General features: G+C 62.8%; 26 protein-coding genes and 3 tRNA genes. 17 read left to right on the top strand and 12 right to left on the bottom strand.

All coding sequences use genetic code 11. The features are described from left to right. Positions 1 to 14 precede the first annotated feature (14 nt). Together ENE74_RS12250 and ENE74_RS12245 are read right to left on the bottom strand one after the other, a co-directional pair. Positions 15 to 308: a hypothetical protein gene (locus ENE74_RS12250; protein ID WP_127691229.1), complete on the bottom strand. Its 294-nt coding sequence runs from the start codon at positions 306 to 308 to the stop codon at positions 15 to 17. A 68-nt stretch (positions 309 to 376) separates the two neighbouring features. Further along, on the bottom strand, positions 377 to 565 hold the full coding sequence (locus ENE74_RS12245; protein ID WP_127691228.1) for a hypothetical protein: 189 nt from the start codon (positions 563 to 565) through the stop codon (positions 377 to 379). Positions 566 to 705: 140 nt separating this feature from the next. On the opposite strand from ENE74_RS12245, the gene ENE74_RS12240 reads away from it, so the two are divergent. After that, the gene (locus tag ENE74_RS12240) at positions 706 to 1,377 is read left to right on the top strand and encodes a S24 family peptidase (RefSeq protein ID WP_127691227.1); all 672 of its coding nucleotides are present in this window, start codon (positions 706 to 708) and stop codon (positions 1,375 to 1,377) included. Positions 1,378 to 1,380: 3 nt separating this feature from the next. Here the strand turns inward: ENE74_RS12240 and ENE74_RS12235 are convergent, their stop codons facing one another. The 5 genes from ENE74_RS12235 to ligK are packed head-to-tail and all read right to left on the bottom strand — an operon-like array spanning position 1,381 to position 5,330. Beyond that, positions 1,381 to 2,220: an HpcH/HpaI aldolase/citrate lyase family protein gene (locus ENE74_RS12235; RefSeq protein WP_127691226.1), complete on the bottom strand. Its 840-nt coding sequence runs from the start codon at positions 2,218 to 2,220 to the stop codon at positions 1,381 to 1,383. Further along, the gene (locus ENE74_RS12230) at positions 2,217 to 2,672 is read right to left on the bottom strand and encodes a MaoC family dehydratase (protein WP_127691225.1); all 456 of its coding nucleotides are present in this window, start codon (positions 2,670 to 2,672) and stop codon (positions 2,217 to 2,219) included. The genes ENE74_RS12235 and ENE74_RS12230 overlap by 4 nt, the downstream gene beginning before the upstream one ends. Before the next feature lie 57 nt (positions 2,673 to 2,729). Continuing rightward, the gene (locus ENE74_RS12225) at positions 2,730 to 3,611 is read right to left on the bottom strand and encodes an amidohydrolase family protein (RefSeq protein WP_127691224.1); all 882 of its coding nucleotides are present in this window, start codon (positions 3,609 to 3,611) and stop codon (positions 2,730 to 2,732) included. Next, the gene (locus tag ENE74_RS12220) at positions 3,608 to 4,663 is read right to left on the bottom strand and encodes a 4-oxalomesaconate tautomerase (RefSeq protein WP_127691223.1); all 1,056 of its coding nucleotides are present in this window, start codon (positions 4,661 to 4,663) and stop codon (positions 3,608 to 3,610) included. The genes ENE74_RS12225 and ENE74_RS12220 overlap by 4 nt, the downstream gene beginning before the upstream one ends. Further along, positions 4,656 to 5,330, bottom strand: a complete 675-nt coding sequence (gene ligK, locus ENE74_RS12215; protein WP_127691222.1) for a 4-carboxy-4-hydroxy-2-oxoadipate aldolase/oxaloacetate decarboxylase — start codon at positions 5,328 to 5,330, stop codon at positions 4,656 to 4,658. The genes ENE74_RS12220 and ligK overlap by 8 nt, the downstream gene beginning before the upstream one ends. A gap of 109 nt (positions 5,331 to 5,439) precedes the next feature. Here ligK and ENE74_RS12210 point away from each other — a divergent pair, with 109 nt between their 5' ends. The 7 genes from ENE74_RS12210 to ENE74_RS12180 are packed head-to-tail and all read left to right on the top strand — an operon-like array spanning position 5,440 to position 11,911. Then, complete coding sequence (locus ENE74_RS12210) at positions 5,440 to 6,666, top strand: LysR family transcriptional regulator (RefSeq protein ID WP_127691221.1); 1,227 nt, start codon at positions 5,440 to 5,442, stop codon at positions 6,664 to 6,666. Positions 6,667 to 6,721: 55 nt separating this feature from the next. Beyond that, entirely contained in the window at positions 6,722 to 7,612 is an 891-nt protein-coding gene (locus ENE74_RS12205) for a DUF1932 domain-containing protein (protein WP_127691220.1), read from the top strand. Beyond that, entirely contained in the window at positions 7,609 to 8,634 is a 1,026-nt protein-coding gene (locus ENE74_RS12200; RefSeq protein WP_127691219.1) for an amidohydrolase family protein, read from the top strand. Before ENE74_RS12205 ends, ENE74_RS12200 begins: the two co-directional genes overlap by 4 nt. Further along, a complete protein-coding gene (ligA, locus tag ENE74_RS12195) occupies positions 8,631 to 9,041 on the top strand; it encodes a protocatechuate 4,5-dioxygenase subunit alpha (RefSeq protein ID WP_127691218.1) in 411 nt (136 codons plus the stop codon). The genes ENE74_RS12200 and ligA overlap by 4 nt, the downstream gene beginning before the upstream one ends. Next, positions 9,041 to 9,883: a class III extradiol dioxygenase subunit beta gene (locus ENE74_RS12190; protein WP_127691217.1), complete on the top strand. Its 843-nt coding sequence runs from the start codon at positions 9,041 to 9,043 to the stop codon at positions 9,881 to 9,883. Before ligA ends, ENE74_RS12190 begins: the two co-directional genes overlap by 1 nt. Before the next feature lie 18 nt (positions 9,884 to 9,901). Continuing rightward, positions 9,902 to 10,843: a Gfo/Idh/MocA family oxidoreductase gene (locus ENE74_RS12185; protein ID WP_127691216.1), complete on the top strand. Its 942-nt coding sequence runs from the start codon at positions 9,902 to 9,904 to the stop codon at positions 10,841 to 10,843. A 54-nt stretch (positions 10,844 to 10,897) separates the two neighbouring features. After that, complete coding sequence (locus tag ENE74_RS12180; protein WP_206517701.1) at positions 10,898 to 11,911, top strand: aldo/keto reductase; 1,014 nt, start codon at positions 10,898 to 10,900, stop codon at positions 11,909 to 11,911. 6 nt (positions 11,912 to 11,917) lie between these two features. Here the strand turns inward: ENE74_RS12180 and ENE74_RS12175 are convergent, their stop codons facing one another. Then, entirely contained in the window at positions 11,918 to 12,394 is a 477-nt protein-coding gene (locus tag ENE74_RS12175; RefSeq protein WP_127691214.1) for an Lrp/AsnC family transcriptional regulator, read from the bottom strand. 178 nt (positions 12,395 to 12,572) lie between these two features. On the opposite strand from ENE74_RS12175, the gene ENE74_RS12170 reads away from it, so the two are divergent. From ENE74_RS12170 to ENE74_RS12155, 4 genes are all read left to right on the top strand, one after another. Then, complete coding sequence (locus tag ENE74_RS12170; protein WP_241241974.1) at positions 12,573 to 14,306, top strand: sensor histidine kinase; 1,734 nt, start codon at positions 12,573 to 12,575, stop codon at positions 14,304 to 14,306. Positions 14,307 to 14,343: 37 nt separating this feature from the next. After that, on the top strand, positions 14,344 to 15,411 hold the full coding sequence (locus ENE74_RS12165) for a polysaccharide deacetylase family protein (protein WP_127691213.1): 1,068 nt from the start codon (positions 14,344 to 14,346) through the stop codon (positions 15,409 to 15,411). Between the two features lie 25 nt (positions 15,412 to 15,436). Further along, a tRNA-Ile gene (locus ENE74_RS12160) sits at positions 15,437 to 15,513 on the top strand. Positions 15,514 to 15,543: 30 nt separating this feature from the next. Next, positions 15,544 to 15,620: transfer RNA gene (locus ENE74_RS12155), tRNA-Pro, on the top strand. 63 nt (positions 15,621 to 15,683) lie between these two features. Here the strand turns inward: ENE74_RS12155 and ENE74_RS12150 are convergent. Then, positions 15,684 to 16,097, bottom strand: coding sequence for a sugar transporter (locus tag ENE74_RS12150; RefSeq protein ID WP_127691212.1), 414 nt, complete (start codon positions 16,095 to 16,097; stop codon positions 15,684 to 15,686). 67 nt (positions 16,098 to 16,164) lie between these two features. Between ENE74_RS12150 and ENE74_RS12145 the strand changes: the two genes are divergently transcribed. Further along, positions 16,165 to 16,671, top strand: a complete 507-nt coding sequence (locus ENE74_RS12145; RefSeq protein WP_127691211.1) for a 2'-5' RNA ligase family protein — start codon at positions 16,165 to 16,167, stop codon at positions 16,669 to 16,671. 5 nt (positions 16,672 to 16,676) lie between these two features. On the opposite strand, the gene ENE74_RS12140 is transcribed toward ENE74_RS12145, so the two are convergent. Further along, positions 16,677 to 17,906, bottom strand: coding sequence for an NAD(P)/FAD-dependent oxidoreductase (locus ENE74_RS12140; RefSeq protein WP_127691210.1), 1,230 nt, complete (start codon positions 17,904 to 17,906; stop codon positions 16,677 to 16,679). Positions 17,907 to 18,142: 236 nt separating this feature from the next. On the opposite strand from ENE74_RS12140, the gene ENE74_RS12135 reads away from it, so the two are divergent. Together ENE74_RS12135 and ENE74_RS12130 are read left to right on the top strand one after the other, a co-directional pair. Further along, positions 18,143 to 18,219, top strand: a tRNA-Met gene (locus tag ENE74_RS12135). 178 nt (positions 18,220 to 18,397) lie between these two features. Further along, positions 18,398 to 19,651, top strand: a complete 1,254-nt coding sequence (locus ENE74_RS12130) for a tyrosine-type recombinase/integrase (RefSeq protein WP_127691209.1) — start codon at positions 18,398 to 18,400, stop codon at positions 19,649 to 19,651. Positions 19,652 to 19,666: 15 nt separating this feature from the next. Here ENE74_RS12130 and ENE74_RS18520 read toward each other — a convergent pair whose 3' ends face one another. Together ENE74_RS18520 and ENE74_RS12125 are read right to left on the bottom strand one after the other, a co-directional pair. Further along, positions 19,667 to 19,864 carry a DUF5818 domain-containing protein gene (locus ENE74_RS18520; RefSeq protein ID WP_046902796.1) on the bottom strand — a complete coding sequence of 66 codons (198 nt, stop codon included), beginning with the start codon at positions 19,862 to 19,864 and terminating at the stop codon, positions 19,667 to 19,669. 12 nt (positions 19,865 to 19,876) lie between these two features. After that, positions 19,877 to 20,446: a lytic transglycosylase domain-containing protein gene (locus ENE74_RS12125; RefSeq protein ID WP_241241973.1), complete on the bottom strand. Its 570-nt coding sequence runs from the start codon at positions 20,444 to 20,446 to the stop codon at positions 19,877 to 19,879. Positions 20,447 to 20,662: 216 nt separating this feature from the next. Here ENE74_RS12125 and ENE74_RS12120 point away from each other — a divergent pair, with 216 nt between their 5' ends. Both ENE74_RS12120 and ENE74_RS12115 read left to right on the top strand, forming a co-directional pair. Continuing rightward, complete coding sequence (locus ENE74_RS12120) at positions 20,663 to 21,571, top strand: DUF7146 domain-containing protein (RefSeq protein ID WP_127691207.1); 909 nt, start codon at positions 20,663 to 20,665, stop codon at positions 21,569 to 21,571. A 103-nt stretch (positions 21,572 to 21,674) separates the two neighbouring features. Continuing rightward, on the top strand, positions 21,675 to 24,143 hold the full coding sequence (locus tag ENE74_RS12115) for a strawberry notch-like NTP hydrolase domain-containing protein (protein WP_127691206.1): 2,469 nt from the start codon (positions 21,675 to 21,677) through the stop codon (positions 24,141 to 24,143). Positions 24,144 to 24,287 lie beyond the last annotated feature (144 nt).

The following is a 24,287-nucleotide window of genomic DNA, read 5'->3' as shown; positions in this document are numbered from 1 at the left end:
TTGCTGCGAACCCGTCAGGCGTCGCGCAAAACCAGCGCGGACACAGTGACGATAGCTGCCTCATGCGTGGCATAGGCATCGTCCACCACCGCGTCGGCGACGATGTACCCGCCGATCGCGAACTCCGCCTCGTGGAGCGTCCGGCGTAGCCGGTCGGCGCAGCTCATCGCCAAGGGACCGGGGATGATGAGCACCACCTCGTAGCGCATGCCCTCGAACATGCCGCTGGCCCATGGCGTGCCACGCAGCAGAGTGGCGCGCGTCCCTTCATAGGCCATGGCTTCCAGGGCTTCGAGCAGACGGCGCACGGGATCGCCCCTTAGCCCCGAAGGTCTCTGCGACTGAGATTCCACGATAAAGCATTGCTGCGGCGCGCTCATCGGGCCATATCCTTCCCATATTTGTTCATGAAATGTTCCACGCGCGCCGTCATCCGTGGTCCCGGTTCGCGACCGCGCCGCATGTCCAGCACCAGCCGGGGATCGCGCACGGCTTCGCGCCCGAACCGGGTAGGGGGAATGTTATGATCGCGCAGGAAGCGTTCGATCGTGCGAAGAAGTGTCATGACGTGCGGGATCCTTTCGATCTGTGTTTGTGCCTCCCCAAACGTGCTCCCGGCCGGGACTCGCGCTTGACAGGATTTTTCCTATTTCATTGGCAATTTCCTACTTGTCTAGGAAAAATCCTGCCACTATAGCATCGGCTATGGATGAACTTTCCGCCCGCCAGGCGCTTGCCCGCCTCATCGCCGACCGGCGTGAGCGGTACGAGGCATTGTCGAAGATGCTCGGGCGCAATCCCGCGTATATTCAGCAGTATATCAAGCGCGGAACCCCCCGAAAGCTGGACGAAGCAGACCGGCGGGCGCTGGCGCGCTATTTCGGCGTGGATGAGCGGCTGCTCGGCGGGCCGCAGGATGCGCCATTGCATGGCGCCCCGTCACGCCGCCGCGCCGCGCCGCCGGTGGTGATCGTGCCGCGCCTCGCGCTCGGTGCGTCGGCGGGGGCAGGGTCTCTCGATGATGACGAGCAGGCATCGGGTGCGTTCGCTTTCGATCCCGTCTGGCTGCGAGGCTTGGGCGTCAAAGCCGACGGCCTGTCGATCATTCGGGTGGACGGCGAGTCGATGGCACCGACCCTCAGCGATGGCGACGACATCATGGTCGATCGCGCCGACGGCGCGGAACGCCTGCGCGACGGCATCTATGTGCTGCGGCTCGACGACGTGCTGATGGTCAAGCGCGTGGCGCTCGGTCCCCAGCGGGGCCGTTTCTCGGTGCTGAGCGACAACCGGCATTATCCCGACTGGACGGATATCGACCCGGCGCTGGTGGACATCGTCGGGCGCGTCATCTGGACGGGGCGTCGGGTGGGATAGGCGCTATTCCGTCGGAAGCTGCGCGAGCAGCCGCTGCGCCTGCTTGAGATGCGGCGCGTCGATCATCCGCCCGTCGAGTTGCAGCGCGCCTGCGTCGGGATTGGCGTCAAACGCCGAGACAATCGCGCGGGCGTGGGCGATCTCCGCGTCCGTGGGGGCAAAGGCGGCGTTGATGACGGGAACCTGTGCGGGGTGGATCGCCATCATCCCGGTAAAGCCGTCGCGGCGACCGCGCGCGGCATAGGCAGCGAGCGCATCGCTATCTCTGATGTCCGGGAATACCGTTTCGACTGCGGGCACGGAGGCGGCATGGGCACCGAACAGGGTGAGGGCGCGCACCATCTGATAGGGCGCGGTATAGCTGCCGTCGGCTTCGCGCGCGGTGGCCGCGCCTATCGCGGCGGGCAGATCTTCTGCCCCCCAGGTCAGCCCGGCGAGATGGCGCGCCACGCTGGCATAGCTGCCCAACTGAAACACCGCCGCCGCCGTTTCCGATGCAATCGGCAGGATCGGGATTTGGCGTCCGCCGAGCATCGCAAGCAATGCCTCGACCGACGCTGCGCCTTCGGCCTTGGGCAGCATCAGGCCGTCGGGATCGCCGTCGCCTATCGCCGCAAGATCTTCGGCGACAAGGCCGCTGTCGAGCGGATTCGTTCGTACGAACGCCGGGATGTCGCGCGGTTGACGCAGCCATTGCGCGATTGCGTGGCGCGCCGACGCCTTGTTCGCGGCGGCGACCGAATCTTCAAGGTCGAGGATCAGCGCATCCGCTCCGCTTGCCGCCGCCTTGGCGAAGCGATCCGGGCGATCGCCGGGGACGAACAGCAGCGACCGGAGCTTCATGCTGTCGGGACCTTATGAAGCAGCGCCATCCGCAGGCACTGGCACACTATTTCGTCGCGCTGGTTCAGCAACCGATGGGCGAAGGTGACGATCCCCGCGTTCGGGCGCGACCGGCTTTCCTTCAGTTCCACCACTTCGCTTTCCGCGCGGAGGGTATCGCCCAGAAACACGGGCCTCGGGTGGACGAGCTTGTCGTAGCCCAGATTGGCGACCAGCGTGCCCAGTGTCGTATCGCCGACCGAAAGGCCGATCATCAACGCGAAAGTGAAGGTGCCGTTGACGAGAATTTGCCCAAACTCGGACGCGCGTGCGGCCTCCGCGTCGATGTGCAGCGGCTGCGGATTGTGCGTCATAGTGGAGAACAGCAGATTGTCCGTCTCCGTCACTGTGCGACGGATTTCGTGGGTCAGCCTGTCTCCCACCTCCCACTGGTCGAAATAGCGTCCGGCCATATCCTCGGGCACTCCCTGTGTTGCTGCACGGGCGTTAGCCGATGATGGTGCCGCGCGCTATATCGCTTCCTCCGGCCAGTAGAGACGCATCGGATTGGTAACGAGCAGCCTGTGCTGCAATTCCGCCGTGGGCGCGATGCGCGGGATCATGTCGACCAGATGGCCGTCATCCGGGATATTATCCTGCATATTGGGATGCGGCCAGTCCGTGCCCCACAGGACGCGATCGGGAAACTCGGCGACGAGTGGGGCGACGACCTGCGCGAAATCGTCCCAGGGATCAGGCCGGGCGGAGAGGCGGTCGGGGCATGTGACCTTCGTCCCCATGGTCGGAATGTCGCGGAGCAACTGCCTGAAGGCGCTTATTTCCTTGCCATCCGGCCCCTCCTGCATCGAGGGGCGGCCCATGTGATCGACGACGATGGGCGTGGGAATGGCGCGCAGGAACGGGATCATCTCATCCAATATGTCCGCCTCGAAATAGACGACGACATGCCAGCCGAGCGCCTGAATGCGATGCGCGATCTCCAGAAATTTGTCCTTTGGTGCGTCGTCCACCAGGCGTTTGAGGAAATTGAAGCGGACGCCACGGATGCCCCCTTTGTGCAGCGCGCCCAGTTCCTCCATACCGATGTCGGGTCGCACCACGGCAACCCCGCGCGCCTTGCCCCCGGATTGCGCGATCGCGTCCAGCGTGGCGGCATTGTCCGTGCCGTGGCAGCTTGCCTGCACGATGACATTGCGCGCGAAGCCCAGATGATCGCGCAGCGCGAACAGCATGTCCGGCCCGGCGTCTTCCGGCAGATATTTGGCCTTTGGACTGAAGGGAAACTGTGCCTGCGGCCCGAACACATGGCAATGCGCGTCGACCGCGCCGGGCGGCGGCGTATAATGCGGCTTCGACGGGTTGGCATGCCAGCTTGTGATGCGATCGTTCATGCGAAAATCTCCCCATCCATCAGCTTGCGGGCGGTCCGGAGCATGGCGGCGCTGGTGACATTGCCTGCGTCGTCCAGTTCCATCACGCATGTGGTTTCGCCGGTCGGATGCTCGACCGACATCGTCTTGCGATGGCCCGGCGGCACCGCTGCGACTTCCGCGGCGGGCGATCCAGCGATCAGGCAGGCCGTCGCCACGCTTACGGCACCCAGCACGCCGATCGAGGCATGGGCGCGATGCGGGATGAAACTGCGCACCGTGACCGAACCGCCATGGCGGGGCGGCGCAACCAGCATCATCTTGGGCACCGACTTTTCGGTAACGTCGCCCAGGTTCATGCGTGCACCGACCGCAAGGCGGATCGCTTCGATCCGGGTCTTCAAGTCCACGTCGGCATCAAGATCGTCCCGGCTTTCATAACCGGTCACGCCCACATCGACAGCCTTCATGACCACGCAGGGCATGCCATTGTCGATCAGCGTGACTGGCACACCGTTGACGATATCGACAGCGTTGCCGGTGGGCAGCAGGGCGCCGCAGGAGGAACCCGCGGTGTCGCGAAACGCCAGCGGAACGGGGGCGGCGGTGCCGGGCACACCGTCGATCCTGGCGTCGCCGGTGTAGCGGACGATGCCGCCGGGCGTCCGCACCGTGGCCACGGCGATCTGGCCGGTGTTTTCCATGAAGATGGTGACCCGCGTCTCGCCATCCTGCGCCGACACGAGGCCGCGTTCTATAGCGAAAGGGCCGACTCCGGCCAATATGTTGCCGCAATTCTGGCTGTCCGACACCAGTGGCTTGTCCACGAACACCTGTAAGAACAGATAATCGACGTCCACGCCCTCGCGCGCTGATTTTGAAACGACCGCGACCTTGCTCGTCAGCGGATCAGCGCCGCCCATGCCGTCAATCTGACGTTCGTCCGGCGATCCCATGACGCGCAGCAGAAAGGCGTCGCGCGCGGCGATGTCTGTGGGCAGATCGTCTTTCAGGAAATAGCCGCCCTTGGATGTGCCGCCGCGCATCCACATGACGCGGGTGCCGTCAGACATATTTCAGCCCCATGTCAGCGAGTTTTCCGCGCATGTCATAGATGTCGAGACCCAGTTCCCCGGCGGTGAGGCGCTGACGCTTCGTCTCCTCATTCGCTTCGCGCGCCCGCGCCTTCGCGAGCACTTCGGCAGCATCGGCATGCGGCACGATGCACACGCCGTCGTCGTCCGCGATCACGACATCGCCGGGATTGACGAGTGCATTGGCGCAGACGACCGGCACGTTGACCGATCCGAGCGTCGCCTTGATGGTCCCCTGGGCATGCACTGCCTTCGACCAGACGGGAAACTGCATGTCTTTCAGGTCGCGCACGTCGCGCACCCCCGCATCGATCACGAGACCCCGGCAGCCGCGCGCTTGCGCCGATGTCGCGAGCAGATCGCCGAAATAGCCGTCGCTGCAAGGGCTGGTCGGCGCGAGCAACAGGATGTCCCCTTCGCGAAGCTGCTCGATCGCGACATGCACCATCCAGTTGTCGCCCGGAGGCGCGGATATGGTGACAGCGTTGCCCGCAATGCGCGCACCGGGATAGATGGGCCGCATATAGGGTGCGAGCAGACCGGTCCGTCCCTGCGCCTCATGGACCGTGGCGACCCCGCATTGCGCCAGTCCGTCGACGATCGCGATATCCGTGCGCGCGATAGTCTGTACGACGATACCCGCCATGCCTGTTCCTCCTGCACATCAATGTGGAATTGCGGCGTGACCGCATGCCGACAGGCGCACAATTCGGAAGTTGCGGAACAGATATAAGTTCTTGCTATATGTGATCGTCATGAGCCGCGACGTCTTTGCCCTGAACTTGCGCCATCTGCGCGCCGTGCTGGCGGTCGCCCGGCTGGGCAGCGTGAGCGCCGCGGCCAGTGAGATCAACCTGTCGCAGCCCGCGCTGACGCAGGGGCTTGCGCAACTCGAACGGCAACTGGGCCAGCCGCTGTTCGATCGCCGGCCCGACGGCATGACCGCGACGCCCGCCGGCGGGATATTGGCGGCGCGGATGGAAGCATCGGCGCAGCATCTTGCCGAAGCCATGCGTCACATTCGGCGTGGCGCAGCGGGCGGCTTCATGCGGCCAGACAGGCTGATTACCATGGTGCAGGTGCGGGCACTGATTGCGCTGCGCAAGGAAGGCGGCTTTGTCTCCGCCGCGAACGCCACCGGCCTGTCGCAGCCCGCGCTGCACCGCGCGGTCCGGGATGTCGAGCGATTGTGCGGCGTCATGCTGGTCGAGCGGCGGGGCAGGGGGGTGGCGATGACCGAGGCAGGCCTGCGGCTGGCGCGCGCCTTTCGGCTGGCGATCGGCGAGATCGCGGCGGCGATCGCCGACATGCAGGCGCTGGACGGGACGGACGGCGGTCGCATCGCGATCGGCGCAATGCCGCTGGCCCGCGCCCGATTGCTGCCGACGGCGGTCGCGGATTTCCATCGTGCCTTTCCCGGCGTTGCGCTGGATATTGCGGAAGGATCGCACAGCGAATTGATCGAGCCGCTCCGCGACGGCGAGCTGGACATTCTGGTCGGTGCCCTGCGCGATCCGGCACCCGGCGCCGATGTCGAGCAGGTGCCGCTGTTCACCGATCGGCTGGCGGTGTTCGCACGGGCCGGGCATCCGCTTCGCGAAGCCGGGCAACCTTCGATCGCGACGCTGGCGGCTTATCCTTGGCTGATCGCACGGGCCGGGACCCCGCTGCGGGGGCATTGGGAAGCGTTGTTCACCACCGCCGGAATGCCCGTGCCGCAGGTCATGATCGAATGCGGATCGGTGATGATGCTCCGCGGCCTGTTACTGGAAGGCGATTTTCTGACGCTGCTTTCGCCCGACCAGGTCGCGCTTGAAGTCGAGGCCGGCATGCTCGCAATGGTCGGCGCGCCGCTGACCGACACCCGGCGCGTCATCGGCCTGACGACGCGCACCGGCTGGCGACCGACCGCGAGCCAGGCGCGCTTCATCGATCTGCTGAAAGCTCGCTCGGCGGACTACATACTTCCGGAAACTGAATAGCCTGACGTCGGTATCTATTGGATAGACGCTATGGCGCGGCGGTAGAGCCGCCGTCATGGGTACAGAGGATGTCAGCGCAGGCGTGATCGGATTCGGCGAGGCCGGACAAGCCTTTGCGGGCGCATGGTCGGTGTCGGCGATTGCGTTCGATGCCGCAACCGACGACCCGATGCTCTGCGTCGCGAAACGCCGCGACTATGCCCGCTGCAACATTTCACGCGCCGATACTCTGGCGCAGGCGGTGGTGGGGCAGCATCTGATCCTTTCGCTGGTGACTGCCGACCAGGCCCTTGCCGTGGCGCTGGCGGCGGCGCGGCATATCATGCCCGGTGCGCTCTATTGCGACATGAACAGCGTCGCGCCGCAAACCAAGCGCGCAGCGGCAGAGGCCATTGCGGCTGCGGGCGCCCATTATATCGACGTTGCGGTGATGGCCCCGGTGCATCCCGCGCGGCTTCATGTTCCGTTACTCGTCAGTGGCGCGCAGGGGGAGGCTGGTGCGGCAGCACTTCGTCAGCTTGGGTTTGTGCATGTCACGGTGAAGGGCGTCGATGTCGGGCGTGCGTCGGCGATCAAGATGATCCGGTCGGTCATGGTAAAGGGGCTGGAGGCCCTGACCGCCGAATGCATGCTCGCGGCCCAGGCTGCGGGCGTGCTGGAGGACGTGCTGGCGTCGCTCGATGCCAGCGAGAAAGCCATCGGCTGGTCCGAACGGGCCGATTATAATCTCGATCGGATGCTTCTGCACGGCCTGCGCCGCGCCGCAGAAATGGAAGAGGTTGTTCGGACGCTGGAAGAGCTGGGCACCGGTGCGGTCATGACACAAGGAACCGTGGTGCGGCAGCGAGCGATCGGCACGCTGGGCGTGAAGCCCGTGCCCGACGGGCTGGCAGGCAAGATTGCGCGTATCAACGTTAAGCAGCAGGGCGAGGACAAGGCGGCATGACATTGGTGATCGATTGCCACGGCCACTATACCACGGCACCGCCAGCGCACGATATCTGGCGCGATGCGCAGAAGGCGGCATTCAAAAACGGTGGAACGCCGCCGCCTTATCCCGTCATTTCCGATGACCAGATTGCCGAGACGATCGAGCAGAACCAGCTACGCCTCATTAGGGAACGGGGCGCGGATATGACGATCTTTTCGCCGCGCGCCTCGACCATGGCGCATCATGTGGGGGATGAAAGTGTCAGCATCGCCTGGGCGCGGGCCTGCAACGATCTGATCGCGCGCGTCGTGGGGCTGTATCCGCATGTCTTTGCCGGCGTCTGCATGCTGCCCCAATCGCCCAAGGCCGACCTTGCCGGGTCCATCGCCGAGCTGGAACGGTGTGTTACCGAACTGGGCTTTATCGGCTGCAACCTCAATCCCGATCCGGGCGGGGGCCATTTCGCGCATCCGCCGCTGACCGACCGTTACTGGTATCCCTTTTACGAGAAGATGGTAGCGCTGGACGTGCCGGCGATGATCCACGTGTCGGGTAGCTGCAATCCATCCCTTCATGCGACAGGTGCTTTCTATATCGCGGCCGATACCATCGCGTTCATGCAGTTGATCCAGGGCGACCTGTTCAGGGATTTTCCGACGTTGCGCTTCATCATTCCGCATGGCGGCGGCGCCGTGCCCTATCATTGGGGTCGCTATCGTGGCCTTGCCGACATGCTCAAGCAGCCGAACCTCGATACCCATGTCATGAACAATGTATTCTTCGATACATGCGTCTATCATCAGCCGGGTGTGGACCTTCTGGCCAAGGTGATCGACAGCAAGAATATCCTGTTCGGATCGGAAATGGTGGGCGCGGTACGCGGTATAGACCCCCAGACCGGCCATTATTTCGACGACACCAAGCGATATGTCGATGCGCTCGACGTAACCGACGAGCAGCGCCAAGCCATTTTCGAAGGCAATGCCCGCCGGGTGTTCCCTAGGCTGGACGCGCTGCTCAAGGAGCAGGGGCGGTGAGCGGCCCGACCGACATCCAGCAATATCTGGCCGAGCTGGATGATATCCCCGGCACACGCGTGTTCACGACGGCGCGCGCACGAAAGGGATACTGGCTCAATCAGTTCTGCATGTCGCTGATGAAGCCTGAAAATCGCGACCGTTTCAAGGCAGGCGAGCGCGCTTATCTGGACGAATGGCCGATGACCGAGGCGCAGAAGCAGGCCGTGCTTGACCGCGACTATAATGCGGCGCTGGACGAAGGCGGGAACATCTATTTCCTGGCGAAGATCTTCTCCACCGACGAAATCAGCTTCCTCCAGGCGGTTGGAACGATGACGGGTATGCGCGCCGAGGACTATCAGGCGATGATGATCGCGGGCGGTCGTTCCCCGGTCGGGCAGCGATCGAAGAAGGAGCCTTATTGATGGCACGCATCACGGCAGGCGTCGCGTGCAGCCATGTTCCCGCGCTCGGTGCCGCGATGGACAATGGCCGCACGCAAGAACCCTATTGGCACAACTGTTTTGCCGGTTTCGAATGGACCCGCGCATGGGAAGCGGCGCAAAAGCCCGATGTTGTGATACTGGTATACAATGACCATGCGACCGCGTTCGACATGGATTTCATCCCGACTTTCGCCATTGGCTGTGGCGAACGTTACAAGAGCGCGGACGAGGGCTGGGGACCGCGCCCGGTACCCGACGTCATCGGCGATCCCGATCTGGCGTGGCATATCGCGCAATCCTGCATCCTCGACGAGTTCGACATGACTATGGTGAGCCGCATGGATGTGGATCATGGTCTGACCGTACCGCTGAGCCTGATGTTCGGACAGCCGGATGTGTGGCCGTGCCGGGTTGTCCCGTTGGCCGTTAATGTCGTCACTTATCCGCCGCCGTCGGGCAACCGTTGCTATGCGCTGGGGGAGGCAATCGCGCGAGCCGTGGCAAGCTATCCCGAAGATCTGAACGTGCAGATCTGGGGCACCGGCGGAATGAGCCACCAGTTGCAGGGGCCGCGCGCCGGCCTGATCAACGCGGAATGGGACAACCGTTTCCTCGACGACCTGGTGAACGATCCGCAGCGGCTGCGCCATATACCGCATATCGAATATCTGCGGGAAACCGGGTCCGAGGGAATCGAAATGGTGATGTGGCTCATCATGCGCGGCGCACTGGGGAAGGATGTGCGCGCGCTGCACCGCCATTATCATGTCCCCGCTTCCAACACCGCGGTCGGGCACATCGTGCTTGAACCTGTCGGCTGATATGTCCTGGAGAAAATCATGCGAATAGCTCTGGTCGGTGCTGGCGCCTTTGGCGAAAAGCATCTCGATGGCCTTAGGAACATCGAAGGCGTGACGATCACATCGATCGTCAGCCGCCGTCTTGAACAGGCGCAGGCGGTTGCCGCGAAATATGGCGCTGTGCATGCCACGACGGATCTGGACGAGGCTCTAGCCCGCGACGATGTGGATGCCGTCATCCTGTGCACGCCGACCCAGATGCATGCACGGCAGGCCATCGCCTGCATGGATGCTGGCAAGCATGTGCAGGTCGAAATCCCGCTCGCCGATAGCTGGGCGGATGCCCTTGCCGTCGTCGAGAAGCAGAAGCAAACCGGCCTGACCTGCATGGTCGGCCATACCCGCCGCTTCAACCCCAGTCATCAATATGTCCACAACCGCATTGTCGCTGGGGAACTGAACATCCAGCAGATGGACGTGCAGACCTATTTCTTCCGCCGCAAGAACATGAATGCGAAGGGGGAGCCGCGGAGCTGGACCGATCATCTGTTGTGGCATCACGCCGCCCATACGGTCGATCTGTTTGCCTATCAGGCGGGCCGGATCGTGCAGGCCAACGCCGTCGAAGGGCCACATCATCCCGAACTGGGCATCGCGATGGACATGTCTATCCAGCTCAAGAGCGAGAGCGGCGCGATCTGCACCCTGTCATTGTCGTTCAACAACGACGGGCCGCTCGGCACCTTCTTCCGCTACATCGGCGACAGTGCCACCTATATTGCCCGCTATGACGATCTGGTAACCGGCAAGGAAGAGCCGGTTGATCTGACCGGCGTGGCGGTGTCCAGTAACGGGATCGAGTTGCAGGACCGGGAGTTTATTGCCGCCATTCGCGAAGGGCGCGAACCGAACAGCGCGGTCGGGCAGGTGCTGGATTGCTATCGCGTGCTCGGCGACCTCGAAAGGCAGTTGCAAGGTTGACCGGGACAAGGGCACACATAAGGTGCGCTGAGTTTCGCGAACCAGAGGATTTCCATGACGCTCCCGACCCGTACGATCGGTCCCTTCACCGTTTCCGCCATCGGCCTTGGCTGCATGAATCTCAGTCATGGTTATGGTGTTCCGCCCTCTGAGAAGGAAGGTGCACGATTGCTGAACCATGCGCTGGACGCGGGTGTCAGCTTTCTCGATACGGCTGCGCTGTACGGTGGCGGGCAGAACGAACGGCTCATCGGCAAGGCCGTGATGCGCCGCAAGGCGGAGTTCACGCTGGCGAGCAAATGCGTGCTCGACATGTTCGAGGGCAAGCGCGGACTGGACGGCCGACCGGAATCGATTGCCCGCACTCTCGACCAGGCACTAGGCCGCCTGAACACCGACCATATCGATCTCTATTATCTGCACCGGCTCGACAAGGCCGTGCCGATTGAAGAGTCGGTCGGTGCGCTGGTGCGCGCCAAAGAAGCCGGGAAGATCGGCGCGATCGGCCTATCGGAGATGTCCGCCGCCACCATTCGCCGCGCGCATGCGGTGCATCCGGTCGCAGCGGTGCAGACCGAATACTCCCCCTGGGTGCGCAATGCCGAAGTGGCGGTCCTGGATGCCTGCCGGGATCTGGGCATCGGTTTCGTGGCCTTTTCGCCCGTCGCCCGGGGCATGCTGGCTGCGGCCATTGCGACGCCGGATTATGCGGACGGCGATATTCGCGGGACCATGCCGCGCTTCGTCGAGCCTTATTTCTCGCAGAACCGGCGATTGATCGACCGTTTCAACGCGCTAGCCGCCGACGCCCGGGTAACGGCGGCGCAGCTTTCGCTCGGCTGGGTATTGTCGCGCGCGCCCTACATCGTACCGATCCCCGGAACGCGCAGCATCGCGCATCTGGACGAGGATTTGGCAGCTGCCACCCACAGCTTCGCACCCGACATACTGGCCGCGGTCGATGCCATCTTCACCCCCGGCGCGGTCGCAGGGCCACGCTATTCCTCCGCCATGCAGGCTCAGGTAGATACCGAGCTTCTGCCGGAGGAACTGGTCCTGCCCGCCTGAGCGACGTCAGCCGCTCCGCAACGGTACGCCGGGCGCATTTTTCGAAGTGCGAATGGTAAGCGACGTCTTGACGCTCACCACATTGGGTGCAGGCGTCAGATGCGATGTCAGAAACTGCTGAAAACTTTGAAGGTCGCGCGATACCACCTTCAAAATGAAATCGATTTCGCCGTTCAGCATATGGCATTCGCGCACTTCGGGCAGGCCCGCGACATGATCTTCGAATGCCTTGAGGTCTGCTTCGGCCTGGCTTTTCAGGCTGACCATGGCAAAGACGGTGATTGTGAACCCGAGCGTGGCGGGATCGACAACCGCATGATAGGATTTGATCGCGCCATTGTCTTCGAGGGCACGGACGCGACGCAGGCACGGCGGCGCCGTCAGCCCGACCCTGCGGGCCAGATCGACATTCGTCATGCGGCCATCATCCTGCAGCTCCGCCAGGATCTGCATGTCGATGTCGTCAATATTCGCGCCAGCCATAAGCTGCTAATTTCCTTTCCGGTTTGTGCGTCACATCATAATTATATTTCAGACCAATGCAATTGTCCCACTATGCAACGACCGCAAATGATTGGCGGCATCCCCCTTTCCCTTTCCGCCTCGGCGGCCTAATCCGGACCTGCAAGAGCAAGTGCGGCAAGGGCCGCCGGGGAGTCGCGTGCGTTTCAACGATCTGATGCAGACGGTGCTGGCCGCAGACGGCAAAGGCAGCGGAGCGGTAACGCTCTGGCGGCAATGCGTCGATCTGCTCGCGCAGAACGACCGCGCGGACCGCACCGCCGTCGATCCGGGCGACATCGGCCAGTTGGTGGCGCGGATGGAAACGCTGCGCAGCGCCGTCAGCGAGACCCAGCGTATCGCTTCTGTGGTCGAGCTGGGCACACGGCTGCGATCGCCGACTCTGGTGCGCTTTTTCGCGCAGGACCGCCCGTCGATCTGCGCGGCGGCAATGGCTCGTGCCAATCTGCCCGATGGTCTTTGGCCCGATCTGCTGCCCCATCTTGGTCCGGTGGCGCGCGGCGTCCTGCGCGGGCGACGCGACATGGGGCCTGTGACGCGGCGGGCACTGGAGAGTTTCGGCGCGACCGACTTTGTTCTGGGCGAAGCGGGCGAGCAGGTCATGCTGCTGACGCCAAACATGGCGGCACAGCCGGTGGAGGAAGCAGGGCAGGGCAGTGCCCCGGCATACAGCGCCCCGGCCAGTCCTGCGACCGGCGAGGCTGAGGACAAAAGCCAGATCCGTCGCCTGGTCGATCGCATCGAACAGTTCACCAGCTTCCATCGTGCCAGGCCGGGCGATGCGTCACCGCCACCCCCGGCGGTCGATCCGGGTCCAGCTGTCCGTGCCTTTGCCTTCGAAACCGATGCGCAAGGCAGCATCGTCTGGATCGACGAGGGGCCGCGGACCGCGCTGATCGGCCTGTCGATCGGAGCGCCTGCGCTGCCCGGTGTCAGCGGGCCGGACGCGCATGTCTCCGGCGCTTTCGCGCGGCGCGGCGGCTTTCAGAATGGGCGGCTGGTGATTGTCGGCGGGGCGCTGGACGGAGAATGGCGATTGTCCGCCGTCCCGTTCTTCGATCCGCGATCGGGCCGGTTCCAGGGCTATCGCGGACAGGCGCGACGCCCCCATCTGCACGAGATATCAGGCTCGGTCGGACGGGCCGATGATATGCTTCCGCTCGCCGGCTTGTCGAGCGACTCGGTCCGGCAGCTGGTGCATGAGCTGCGTACACCGCTCAACGCGATCATGGGTTTTGCCGAGATCATCGAGCAGCAGCTGTTCGGCCCCGCACCGGAAAACTATCGGCATATGGCGGGAGAGATTGTCGCCAATGCACGGCATCTGCTGACCGCGTTCGACGATCTTGACCTTGCCGCCAGCGTCGCTCGTGAGGACCAGGCCAGCAAGCCCGAGCCAGTCGATACGGCATTGCTGATTGCGAAGACCGTCGCCTATTACGGGGCCGATACCGCCGCGCAGCGTATCGATATCGCCGTCGCACGCGATCTGCCGCCGGTACGGGTCGATCCGGTGCAGGGCGAGCGGATGATCCAGCATCTGTTGCGCATGCTGCTTTCCGTTGCGCCCGCGGACGAGGCCGTGACCGGGGCCTGCTGGATGCAGCCTGATGGCGAAGGCGGGCGCATCACGCTCGCCATGGACCGTCCGACGTCGTTGCGCGGCATGGACGAGGCGGCGTTGCTCGATCCCGGTTTCGCGTCGGACGACAGCAATTGGCCCGATGCATCGCTGCTGGGTCTGGGTTTTTCGCTTCGGCTCATCCGCAGTCTTGCGTCCGGCGCGGGTGGCGCGTTCGATATCGAGGCGGAGCGGTTCCGCCTCACTTTGCCTGCCGCCGGCATGGCCGATCTGGAAACCGGCGCGCCCTGAAAACGCTCTGGCAACCTTTGCGGGCTAATCAGGCGGCATGACCGGACAGTTTTCAGCCGATCGCGATCATGACGGAGGCCTGCTCCGCGCGCCTCTGCCGCAGGATCATATCGCTCTCGATCCATGCTTCGGCACCCGCTTTGCGCTATTCGTCGATACCGAGGAGGAGTTCGACTGGGATGCGCCGTTCAGCCGCACCGGCCATGGCGTGACGGCGCTGACCGGCATGGCCCGTGGTCAGGCCTGGTTCGCGGCGGCGGGCGTCAAACCCGTTTATGTGGCCGATTATCCGGTGATAGACAGCCCCGCTGCATCGCAGATGTTGGCACAGTGGCGGGACGATGGCGCGGCGGAGATCGGCGCGCATCTGCATCCCTGGGTCAATCCGCCGCATGTCGAGGCGGTGACGGCTGCCAACAGCTATGTCGGCTTTCTTCCCGAAGCAGTCGAGCGGGCCAAGCTCGACGCATTGTGCCTGCGCTTCCATGATGCCTTTGGCACGCGACCGACCATCTACCGGGCAGGGCGCTATGGCGTCGGCCCCAACAGTGCGCGTCTGCTGGAAGATGCCGGTTTCCGCATCGACAGTTCGGTGCGCAGCCATTTCAATTATTCGCATCAGCATGGCCCCGATTTCGAAGGCTTGCCCGTCACGCCTTATCGCGTCGGCCCGATGCGCAATCTCGTCGAATTGCCGCTGTCCACGGCGTTCGTGGGGCGCCTGCGCCGCAACGGTGCACAACTGCACCGCGCGACGCGGGGACTGGGGCGGATCAGCGGCGGTCTGGCGAGGGCGGGCCTGCTCAGCCGCGTGCCGCTGACGCCCGAGGGGGTCAGTGCGCGGGACGCGATCGCGGCGATCGATGCCCTGCTCGCCGACGGCGTCCGACTGCTCAACTTCAGCTTCCATTCGCCGACGCTGGAGCCGGGGCATACGCCCTATGTCCGCAACGCGGCGGACCTTGAAGCATTCTATCGTTGGTGGGGGGCGGTGCTGGCGCATCTGGCGCGGCGCGGCGTGACGGCGACGACGATGGCGGCGTTTCTGGCCGCCGTTCCCGCAGCCGATGGCACCGCACGCCAATCTGCTTGCCAAGCCGCCTGACCCTCGGCTATCGGCACAGTCGGTTGGGCCTGTAGCTCAGTTGGTTAGAGCTGGCCGCTCATAACGGCTAGGTCGCGGGTTCAAGTCCTGCCGGGCCCACCAACCAGGATAGCCCGCGTTCGGGCACCCAGTCGGGGAGTAGCGCAGCCTGGTAGCGCATCTGCTTTGGGAGCAGAGGGTCGCAGGTTCGAATCCTGTCTCCCCGACCATAAATCAATGGCTTATCAGCGGCGGCGCGGGTTACACTTGGTTTACGTGCCGAAGTCCATGCCTCATTTCAGCCAGCTGCGTTTCTTGAGGTGCTGGGCGTAAGCCATTTGTGCCGCGGTTAGCAGGATGATGACGGCCGGAAAGATCGCCGCCGATACACCCTTCACCGCCAGAAGATCGGTCGCGCCGAAGCTGTAGCCGAACTGTATCAGCACGGCCGCCAGCGACACGGCATAGAGGAACACAGCGATTGCGCGGCGCAGGAGCAGGCAGACTGCGGCACATGTGCCGACCCACACCGCCACGGCATAGGCGCTCCATACCCAGACCGGCATTTCCGCGAACAGGCGCGCCTGATACGGATCGGTCCGCGCCAACGCGTCAAGATCCATCGTCACCTGCATAAGATAGGCGGCATCTCCCATGATGTTCCACAGCAGTGCCAGCACGGCCAGCACGTAAAAACTCTTTTGCATCGCCTTGGCTCCCTCCCCATATCTACGGCTATCGACATAGCCTCCTACAGCAGCGAAAGACATATCGATGACGGACCCCATCATCGTGACGGCAACCATGGGGGACGCCGATTTCGCCTGGGCGGACAATCTGCGTCGGGAGCATTTCCCGCCGGAGCGCAATATGCTGTCGGCGCATGTCACCTTGTTCCACCATTTGCCGCCGTCTGCAGAGCTGGAGATATGCGCCCAGCTGGCGCGGCTGTGCGCCGAAGAGCCGCCACCGCGGGCGATGCTCGCCGATGTGCTGCATCTGGGGCGGGGCGTCGCCTTTCGGATAGACAGTGCCGACCTCATGGCAATGCGGCAGGACATTGCCGATGCATTTCATGGCATGCTGACACCGCAGGATGCCGCCCGGCCGCGCCTGCACGTCACGATCCAGAACAAGGTGACGCCGCAGGCGTCGCGGGCACTTTTTGACACATTGCGCGCTACCTTCGTCCCCCGGCCGTTCGCGATCGTCGGGCTTGCGGCATGGTGGTATCGCGGCGGTCCGTGGGAAGCTATCGTTCGCTACCGCTTTCGCGGCTGAAGCAGTCAGGCAAGGCCGACTTCCTTGAGCGGAACGGTCGCATCGGCCAGTTGCCCCTGATCGAGCAGTGCGCCGGACAATATATGCGCGCGGCCCTGCACATAATCCTTCACCATGTTGACGCAATCGAGCGCAATCAGCTTGCCGCTTTTCAGATAGAGCACGGAAAAGCTGCGCGTCGCAGGATCGCCGCGCAGGATGCTGGCGTCATAGCCTGATGACAGGCCAACGGTCTGAAGCTTCAGATCATATTGGTTGGACCAGAACCATGGGACCGCAGCATAGGGGCTTTCCTGTCCCAAGATATGCTGCACCGCGACTTTGGCCTGATCGTTCGCATTCTGGACCGATTCGAGCCGGATCTGCGCGCCGCCCGCGAAGCTGTTGGCATGCGCTGCGCAATCGCCCACGGCATAGATGTCCGGCAGGCTGGTACGACAGAAGGCATCGACATCGACACCGTTGCCGCCGCTCGCCCCGGCGGCGATCAGCGGCCCGGTTTCCGGCACGATGCCAATCCCTACGATCACCATGTCGGCGCCGATTTGCGTTCCGTCCTGCAGGTTGACGCCGGTTGCCCGGCCATCGGTGCAGGCAATGCTCTCGACCATGGTGCTGGTGCGCAGGTCGACGCCATGGGCGCGATGCTCGCCCTCGTAGAACCGTGAGAGATCTTCGCCCGCGACGCGCGCGAGCACCCTGTCGAGGGCTTCGAGCAAGGTCACGCGCTTGCCCAGCTTGGTCAGCACGGCGGCCGCCTCCAGGCCGATATAGCCGCCGCCGATCACCACGACGTGATCGACATCGGGCAGGCGCGCCATGATTCCGTCCACATCCTCGCGTCGGCGGACATAGTGGATGCCACTGGCATCGCCGCCGGGGCAGGAGAGTAGCCGCGGCGTTCCGCCGGTCGCCCAGATCAACTTGCCGTAACCGATTTCGCTCTCGTCGCCGAGGGTTACGAGACGTGCCTCCGGCTCGACTTTCTTGACGCGACTGTTGAGCATCAGATCGATGGATCGTTCTGCCCAGAAACCGTGCGGGCGAATGAGGATGCGTTCGAAGGGCTTGTCGCCCGCCAGATATTCCTTCGACAAGGGCGGACGCTCATAGGGCGGCTCGGCCTCGTCGCCCAGCATGCCGACCGTTCCGGCAAAGTTCATCTGGCGCAACTGTATCGCGGCCTGCGCACCGGCGTGCCCGGCGCCCGCGATCAGCACATCATAATAGCTCATCGGTCATCCCGTCCGTTGCCCTTGATTTGCTGCCGTCCTTGGCCCGCCCGCCCCGCGATGACAAGGGGGAGATGGAAGCCGACCGATATTCGCCGTGCATCGCAAAAGGGCAGGGCGGCATCCCAACGCGCTGTTGACCACCACGGCAAGGCTGCGTATAGCGCCGCCTCATCCTTGGCGCTTGCGCCTGGATGGCCTGTTATCCGTGCTGATGTGACGCATTCAGCCGGCACCGGGGCGGAGTAGCTCAGCTGGTTAGAGCAGCGGAATCATAATCCGCGTGTCGGGGGTTCAAGTCCCTCCTCCGCTACCATTCCTTGATCCGGAAGCTTCCACTAGCTTCCGCATTTTTCCAAAAATCGAAAGAAAAGCAGAGGGTTGCGGGTGATTCGCGTCCGCATGCGCCCATGGTCTTCCACATGCAGCCAGATTTGGTGTGGGGGTATTTTGGGGGTATTTTCGCGGAGTATCGGAAAGGAGCGATACCCCCAATGCCTCTCACGGAGATTCAGGCCCGAAATTCCAAGCCACGCGAGCGCGCCTACAAGATGGCCGACGGGGAGGGCTTATTCCTGTTCGTACAGCCGAACGGGTCAAAGTTATGGCGGATGAAGTACCGCTTCGCGGGCAAGGAGAAGTTGCTCTCGTTCGGCGCTTACCCAGATCTCGGGATAGCTGCCGCGCGTGCCAAGCGCACAGCCGCAAAGGCGTTGCTAGCCGAGGGCAAGGATCCAACGAAATCCAAGGGGGAAGTGATCTCGCAGGAGGGTGCCACTTTCTTTGATGTCGCAAAGCGCTGGCATGAAAATCGAAAGAGCGCGTTGAATGCCGCGCACGCCGAACGCGTCTGGTCGCGCATGGAAAGGGACGTGTTTCCAGCCATCGGCGAGAAACTCGTGCATGAAATCACGGCGCCCGACGTCCTGGCAATGATACGCAAAATCGAAGCAAGAGGCGCGCTCGATATCAGCCGGCGTGCGAAGCAAGGGGTTGGGCAAGTCTTCCAGTTCGCAATCGCGTGTGGCCTGGCCTCGAATGATCCGACGACACATCTGCGTGGGGCGCTAAAGCCGCGACCACGAGTGAAGCATATGAGCCGGCTGCCGCTCAGCGAATTGCCCGCATTCATCGAGAAGCTGCATGCCTACCAGGAAGATGGCGAACGACGGTCCTCAATCACCCGTGACGCAGTTCTCTTTGCGCTCCTGACTTGGGTTCGAACGAAGGAGCTCCGCTTCGCCGCCAAATCCGAGTTCGAAGACCTCGGCGGCAAATCACCTGTCTGGCGCATACCGGCCGAGCGAATGAAGATGGGACGAGAGCATTTGGTTCCCCTCTCGCAGCACGCAACGCACATCGCGAAATCTATGATAGCAGCAGCGCCTGGCGAGTTTCTCTTCCCGGGTAACGGCCCGAACAAGCCGCTTTCAGAGAACACAATGATCTACGCGCTCTATCGCCTCGGATACCACAGTCGCCAAACCGTACACGGCTTCCGGGGCTTGGCGAGCACCTGGGCCAATGAGCAGTTGGTCGAGTTCGGCAAGCCGCCCATGTGGATCAGGAAATACCATGAGGATTGGGTCGAACTACAGCTCGCGCATTCGGAGAAAAACGACGTGCGTGGAGCTTACAATGCCGCTGAATATCTGGCTCCCCGGCGCCGGATGATGCAGGACTGGGCTGACTATCTGAGCGGCGGGAAGGTGATCGACATCAAGAAGGCAGGGAAGCGCGCAGCCTGATAACTATGGCATCGATCAGACCGGTCCAATCCAGTCTGCGCGCAAACGATCTCGACCTGCGACAACCCCCTCGACAATCACCGCTGATCCGACGAATTCGCATTCGGGTTCTTCGCTCTCGATGATCCAGACGACTTCGTCTGTCGTGGTCAGGAACATCCCGCGTCTACCGCGGCTTAAAATTCCCGAGACGCGTATTCGACCCGCGCTCACAACACCCCCCGTTCAAAAACGCCAATGGCGCAGCACTTCGCGCACATAGGCCGGCGTCTCGCCATTGCGAGGAATACCGCCTGCGCGCTCGACGGCACCTGGACCTGCGTTGTAGGCAGCGAGGGCCAGATGAACTACCCCGAACTTGTCCAGCATCTGGCGTAGGTATCGGGCCGCACCCAAGATGTTCGCCTTGGGATCGAAGCGATTTGAAACGCCAAGGTCCCGCGCTGTCCCTGGCATCAATTGCCCCAAACCTGCGGCCCCGGCCTTGCTGATGGCCATCGGATTATATCGTGATTCCGTCCATACAAGAGCGTCGAGAAGGCCGCTTGGTAGCGAGTATTGAGCCTCAGCAGCGTAAACATGAGGAAGGTAGCTTGCCCGACGGAAACCCGATGGCGCGCTGCCTTGGGGCTTTGGATATCGATAGGGCAGATAGGTTCGACCCGTATCGGCAGCCGGCGGCTCGGACGAGACCGTTGGAGGCTTTCTCCAAATGCCGTGTTCGACGAGAAGGAAGCCATCAGTCCCTTCTACAACGCGGAAGCCGTCGGTCGTCAACTCCGAGGCAACGGTCATCTGAGGGGGCTCCATCTCCTGCGCGTGAGCGGGGAGGACGGACCCAAGTCCTGTCGTTGCCCCTGCAACTACTGCCCATTTCAGTCTCATTCCCGAATCCTTTGGTGGTCGAATCGGGAAAGAACATATATAGAACATCTGATGTAGGAAAATGAAACGTCAGCGACGCAGAGCGGAGGCTGCGCGGGTGGAGGCACGTTACGATGGAGATGCCCCATGCACCAACACCGATCATCCCAATTCCAAGGTCTGCAACTGGAAAACCGCGCGCGCAAGATAGTCGAGCAGCTGGGCGGTGCCTGGTCGCGTTCGCGCGGAATGTGCTGCTGCCCGGCCCACGACGATCGGACTCCTTCGCTAAGCATCACACTCGGAAAGCGCGCAATTCTTGTTCATTGCTTTGCCGGCTGCACGAACGAGGCGGTGATAGAAGCCATGGCCGGGCTCGGAATACGAATTGCGGATCTGTTCGATGGCACGAGTGGTCCGATCGTGGCCGAACCGCGCGAGGAAGTCGCCAATCGCAATGCGCTGAGGCTTTGGCGTGAGGCGTCGAACATCGCTGGCAGCCCCGCCGAGAAGTACCTCGTGTCCAGAGGCATCAAGATTGGTTCGCCGGAGCTGCGTTTCCACCCGCATATGCCGCTGGGGCCAAAGGGTGCTGTCCGGTTTCTACCCGCGATGGTGGCGGCCGTGCGCAATGATGCCGGAATTCTGGCGCTCCACCGCTCCTTCCTTGACCTCGACAAAACCAGCTTGGCTTCTTTCGATCAGCCCAGGCGTGCATTAGGTAGCCCCGGTTCTGGCGCGGTGCGTTTTGCGTACCCGGATGGGGGGCGCCTTGGCCTCGCAGAAGGAAACGAAACGGCCCTCTCAGCGATGCAAATGTTCAATGTTCCCTGCTGGGCGACGCTGGGAAACGAACGCTTCGGCCTGGCCACCATCCCGGAATCGGTGCGGCAGCTGTATCTCTTTGTCGACAATGATGCGGGCGGGCACCTTGCTGAGGAGCGCGCGCGCGAGGCTTACGCTTGCGAAGGGCGGCTGATTGTCACCAGGCGCCCGGAGCTAACCGGCGACGACTGGAATGATGTGCTCATGCGCTCAGTCCGAGCTACGGTCTGAATGCCGGTGAGAGGAAAGCGGGCTTGGGGCCTTGTGAGGCCCCAGGGCGGATCCATCCGAACGGACACCCGGACAAACCCAGGGCCTCTTCAGGAGGTCTCTCATGTCACACGCAAATAACGCTTTCGCATTCTCCGATCCCGCCGAGCCGCAAGTGCTGGCAGCGGCGAGGGCGCTGGCCGCGCGGCTCGCTGCAGATCAAGCAATTTCACGGCTCACTGTGAATGCAACAATGGCCGATCACTTCGGCGGTAGCGACGCCGAAGGACGCTGGTCCGTACGCGATGCCCATGCCGCACTTGAATTGGCGCAGGTGCTGTTCCTGGCGCAGGCAACTGAATTCTCACCTGCAATGTCATCCAGCTTTGCCGATGAGGCTTTCACGCGCCTTGAAGGTCTGGTCCCGACCCAGTCCAACCGGAGCGACGAGCAGATCGAGTGGCAACAATTCGCGACGCCGCCCCGTCTGGCCTGGATGGCTGCAAAGGCATGCGCGATTTCTGCCGCTGAACTGGTTCTCGAACCGTCGGCCGGGACCGGAATGCTGGGCGTATGGGCAGCAAAGGCAACTGCGCGTCTTGCTCTCAACGAGATATCGCCGCTGCGCCGTGAATGCCTGGGCGTCGTGTTTCCGGAAGCGACAGTTACGGGATTTGACGGGGAACTGATCGACGAACTTCTGACGCCCGACGTGGGTCCGAGCGTGGTGCTGATGAACCCGCCATATTCACACGGTATCGAGAGGGGCCACGATAGCCGCACTGGCGACCGGCACTTACGTTCTGCCTGGAAGCGCCTTCTGCCCGGTGGCCGCCTGGTCGCAGTGATGCCCGAATGGTTCGAGCTTCCGAAATTCCTCGCCGGGATCGCAGGTCCCCTCTCGTTTCACCTCAACGCGACGATCGAGCGCGGTTTCATCAAGCAGGGCACCTCAATCTCAACCCGGCTCCTGATTCTCGACAAGGCTGAGGATGGTACCAGCCCGATCATCGCCCAGCCGGCAAACTTTGCCGAGCTTCATCTGCTGATCGATATGCTCCCTGACCGGGTAAGCCTGCCCGCGGGACCCAGCATCGGCATCAAGCCAGCATTGCCGCTTCGGCTGGTTGCGAACAAGACGAAACCAGTTCCACTTAAGGTCCATCCAACCAATGCGGCGCCGTCGATCCTGCCGCTTGATTTTACTCCGCTCGAAGCACCTGCGCCGATCGAAAGCCAGGTTGGGCATTATTTGCCCTACCGGCCGAGCCGGATCTCAATTGCAGATGCTGTCCCGCATCCGACCCCCCTAGTCGAATCCGTTGCGATGGGTTCGATCACCGCACCCGTGCCCGAAGTGGTGCCTCAGCTTCCGTCGAGCCTCATTGCTGGGGGCGTCCTATCCGCTGCGCAGGCCGAGACCCTGATCTATGCCGCAAGCGCGCATGCCCGCGATCTGCCGGGACGGTTTGAGCCCGACGACAAGGGCTGCGCCTTGAAGGCGAGCGCCGAGGGGCACGCCTACCGCATGGGCTACTTTCTTGGTGACGGAACTGGTGCAGGGAAAGGACGGCAGGTCGCTTCCGTCATCCTCGACCGGTGGGTGAGGGGCGAACGGCGCCACATCTGGATTTCCAAAAACGAAGCTTTGCTCGAAGATGCCCGCCGCGACTGGAGCGCGCTCGGCGGCCTTCCCATCGACGTCCAGCCCCTTGGCCAATGGAAGCTCGGTGTCCCGATCGGGATGCGCGAGGGCATACTCTTCGTGACTTATCCGACACTGCGTTCGGGTCGAAGCGACGCGACCCGGCTCGATCAGATTCTCGAATGGGCAGGGGAGGACTTTGACGGGCTCATCGTCTTTGACGAAGCCCATGCGATGGCCAACGCCGCAGGCGGGGAGGGCTCACGTGGCAATGTCAAAGGATCGGAGCAGGGCATTGCCGGTGTTCGCATCCAGAATCTGCTGCCGCGCGCCCGCGTGCTCTACGCTTCGGCGACCGGGGCATCCGACGTCAATAATCTCGCCTATGCCACCCGTCTTGGCCTGTGGGGTCCCGAGACGGCTTTTGCCAATCGCGAAGCCTTCGTCGCAGATATCCGCGATGGCGGTATCGCTGCAATGGAACTGGTTGCGCGCGATCTGAAGTCACTGGGGCTGTATGCGGCGAGGGCGCTCTCATTCGCCGGAGTTGAGTACGAGATTCTCGAGCATTGCCTGACCCCCGACCAAGTAGCGGTTTATGACGCCTATGCAGACGCCTGGGCAATCATTCATGCCAACCTGCGCGAAGCTCTCGAGGCAACGCGGATCGTCGACACTGACAGTGGCGAGACACTCAATTCAGGTGCCAAATCAGCTGCGTTTTCGGTGTTTGAAGGCACCAAGCAGCGCTTCTTCGCGCAGCTCCTTCTATCCATGAAGCTGCCGAGTCTGCTGCCTGCGATTGATACGGCACTTGCCGACGGCAACGCTGTTGTAGTGCAACTCGTCTCGACCGCCGAAGCCATGCTCAACCGCCGCCTCTCTGATCTCTCCGATGCGGAACGTGAAGCACTCGAAATAGATCTCTCCCCCCGCGAATTCCTGTAATGTTGAGCTCAACATTACACATATTCTTTGCAGTCGCAGTTTATGTCGAGCGTGGTGGCGGGAGGCGCAGGTTTCCTTCGGTTTCCCATGATTTCACTCCAGATAATTACGGTTCCCTCGACCTCAACAAGTCGAAGGAACCAA

This window comes from Sphingobium algorifonticola, from assembly GCF_004005485.1.
GTDB classification, from domain to species: domain Bacteria; phylum Pseudomonadota; class Alphaproteobacteria; order Sphingomonadales; family Sphingomonadaceae; genus Sphingobium; species Sphingobium algorifonticola.
Note: the sequence above shows the minus strand (reverse complement) of the source record. Positions and strands in the feature narration are given on the sequence as shown.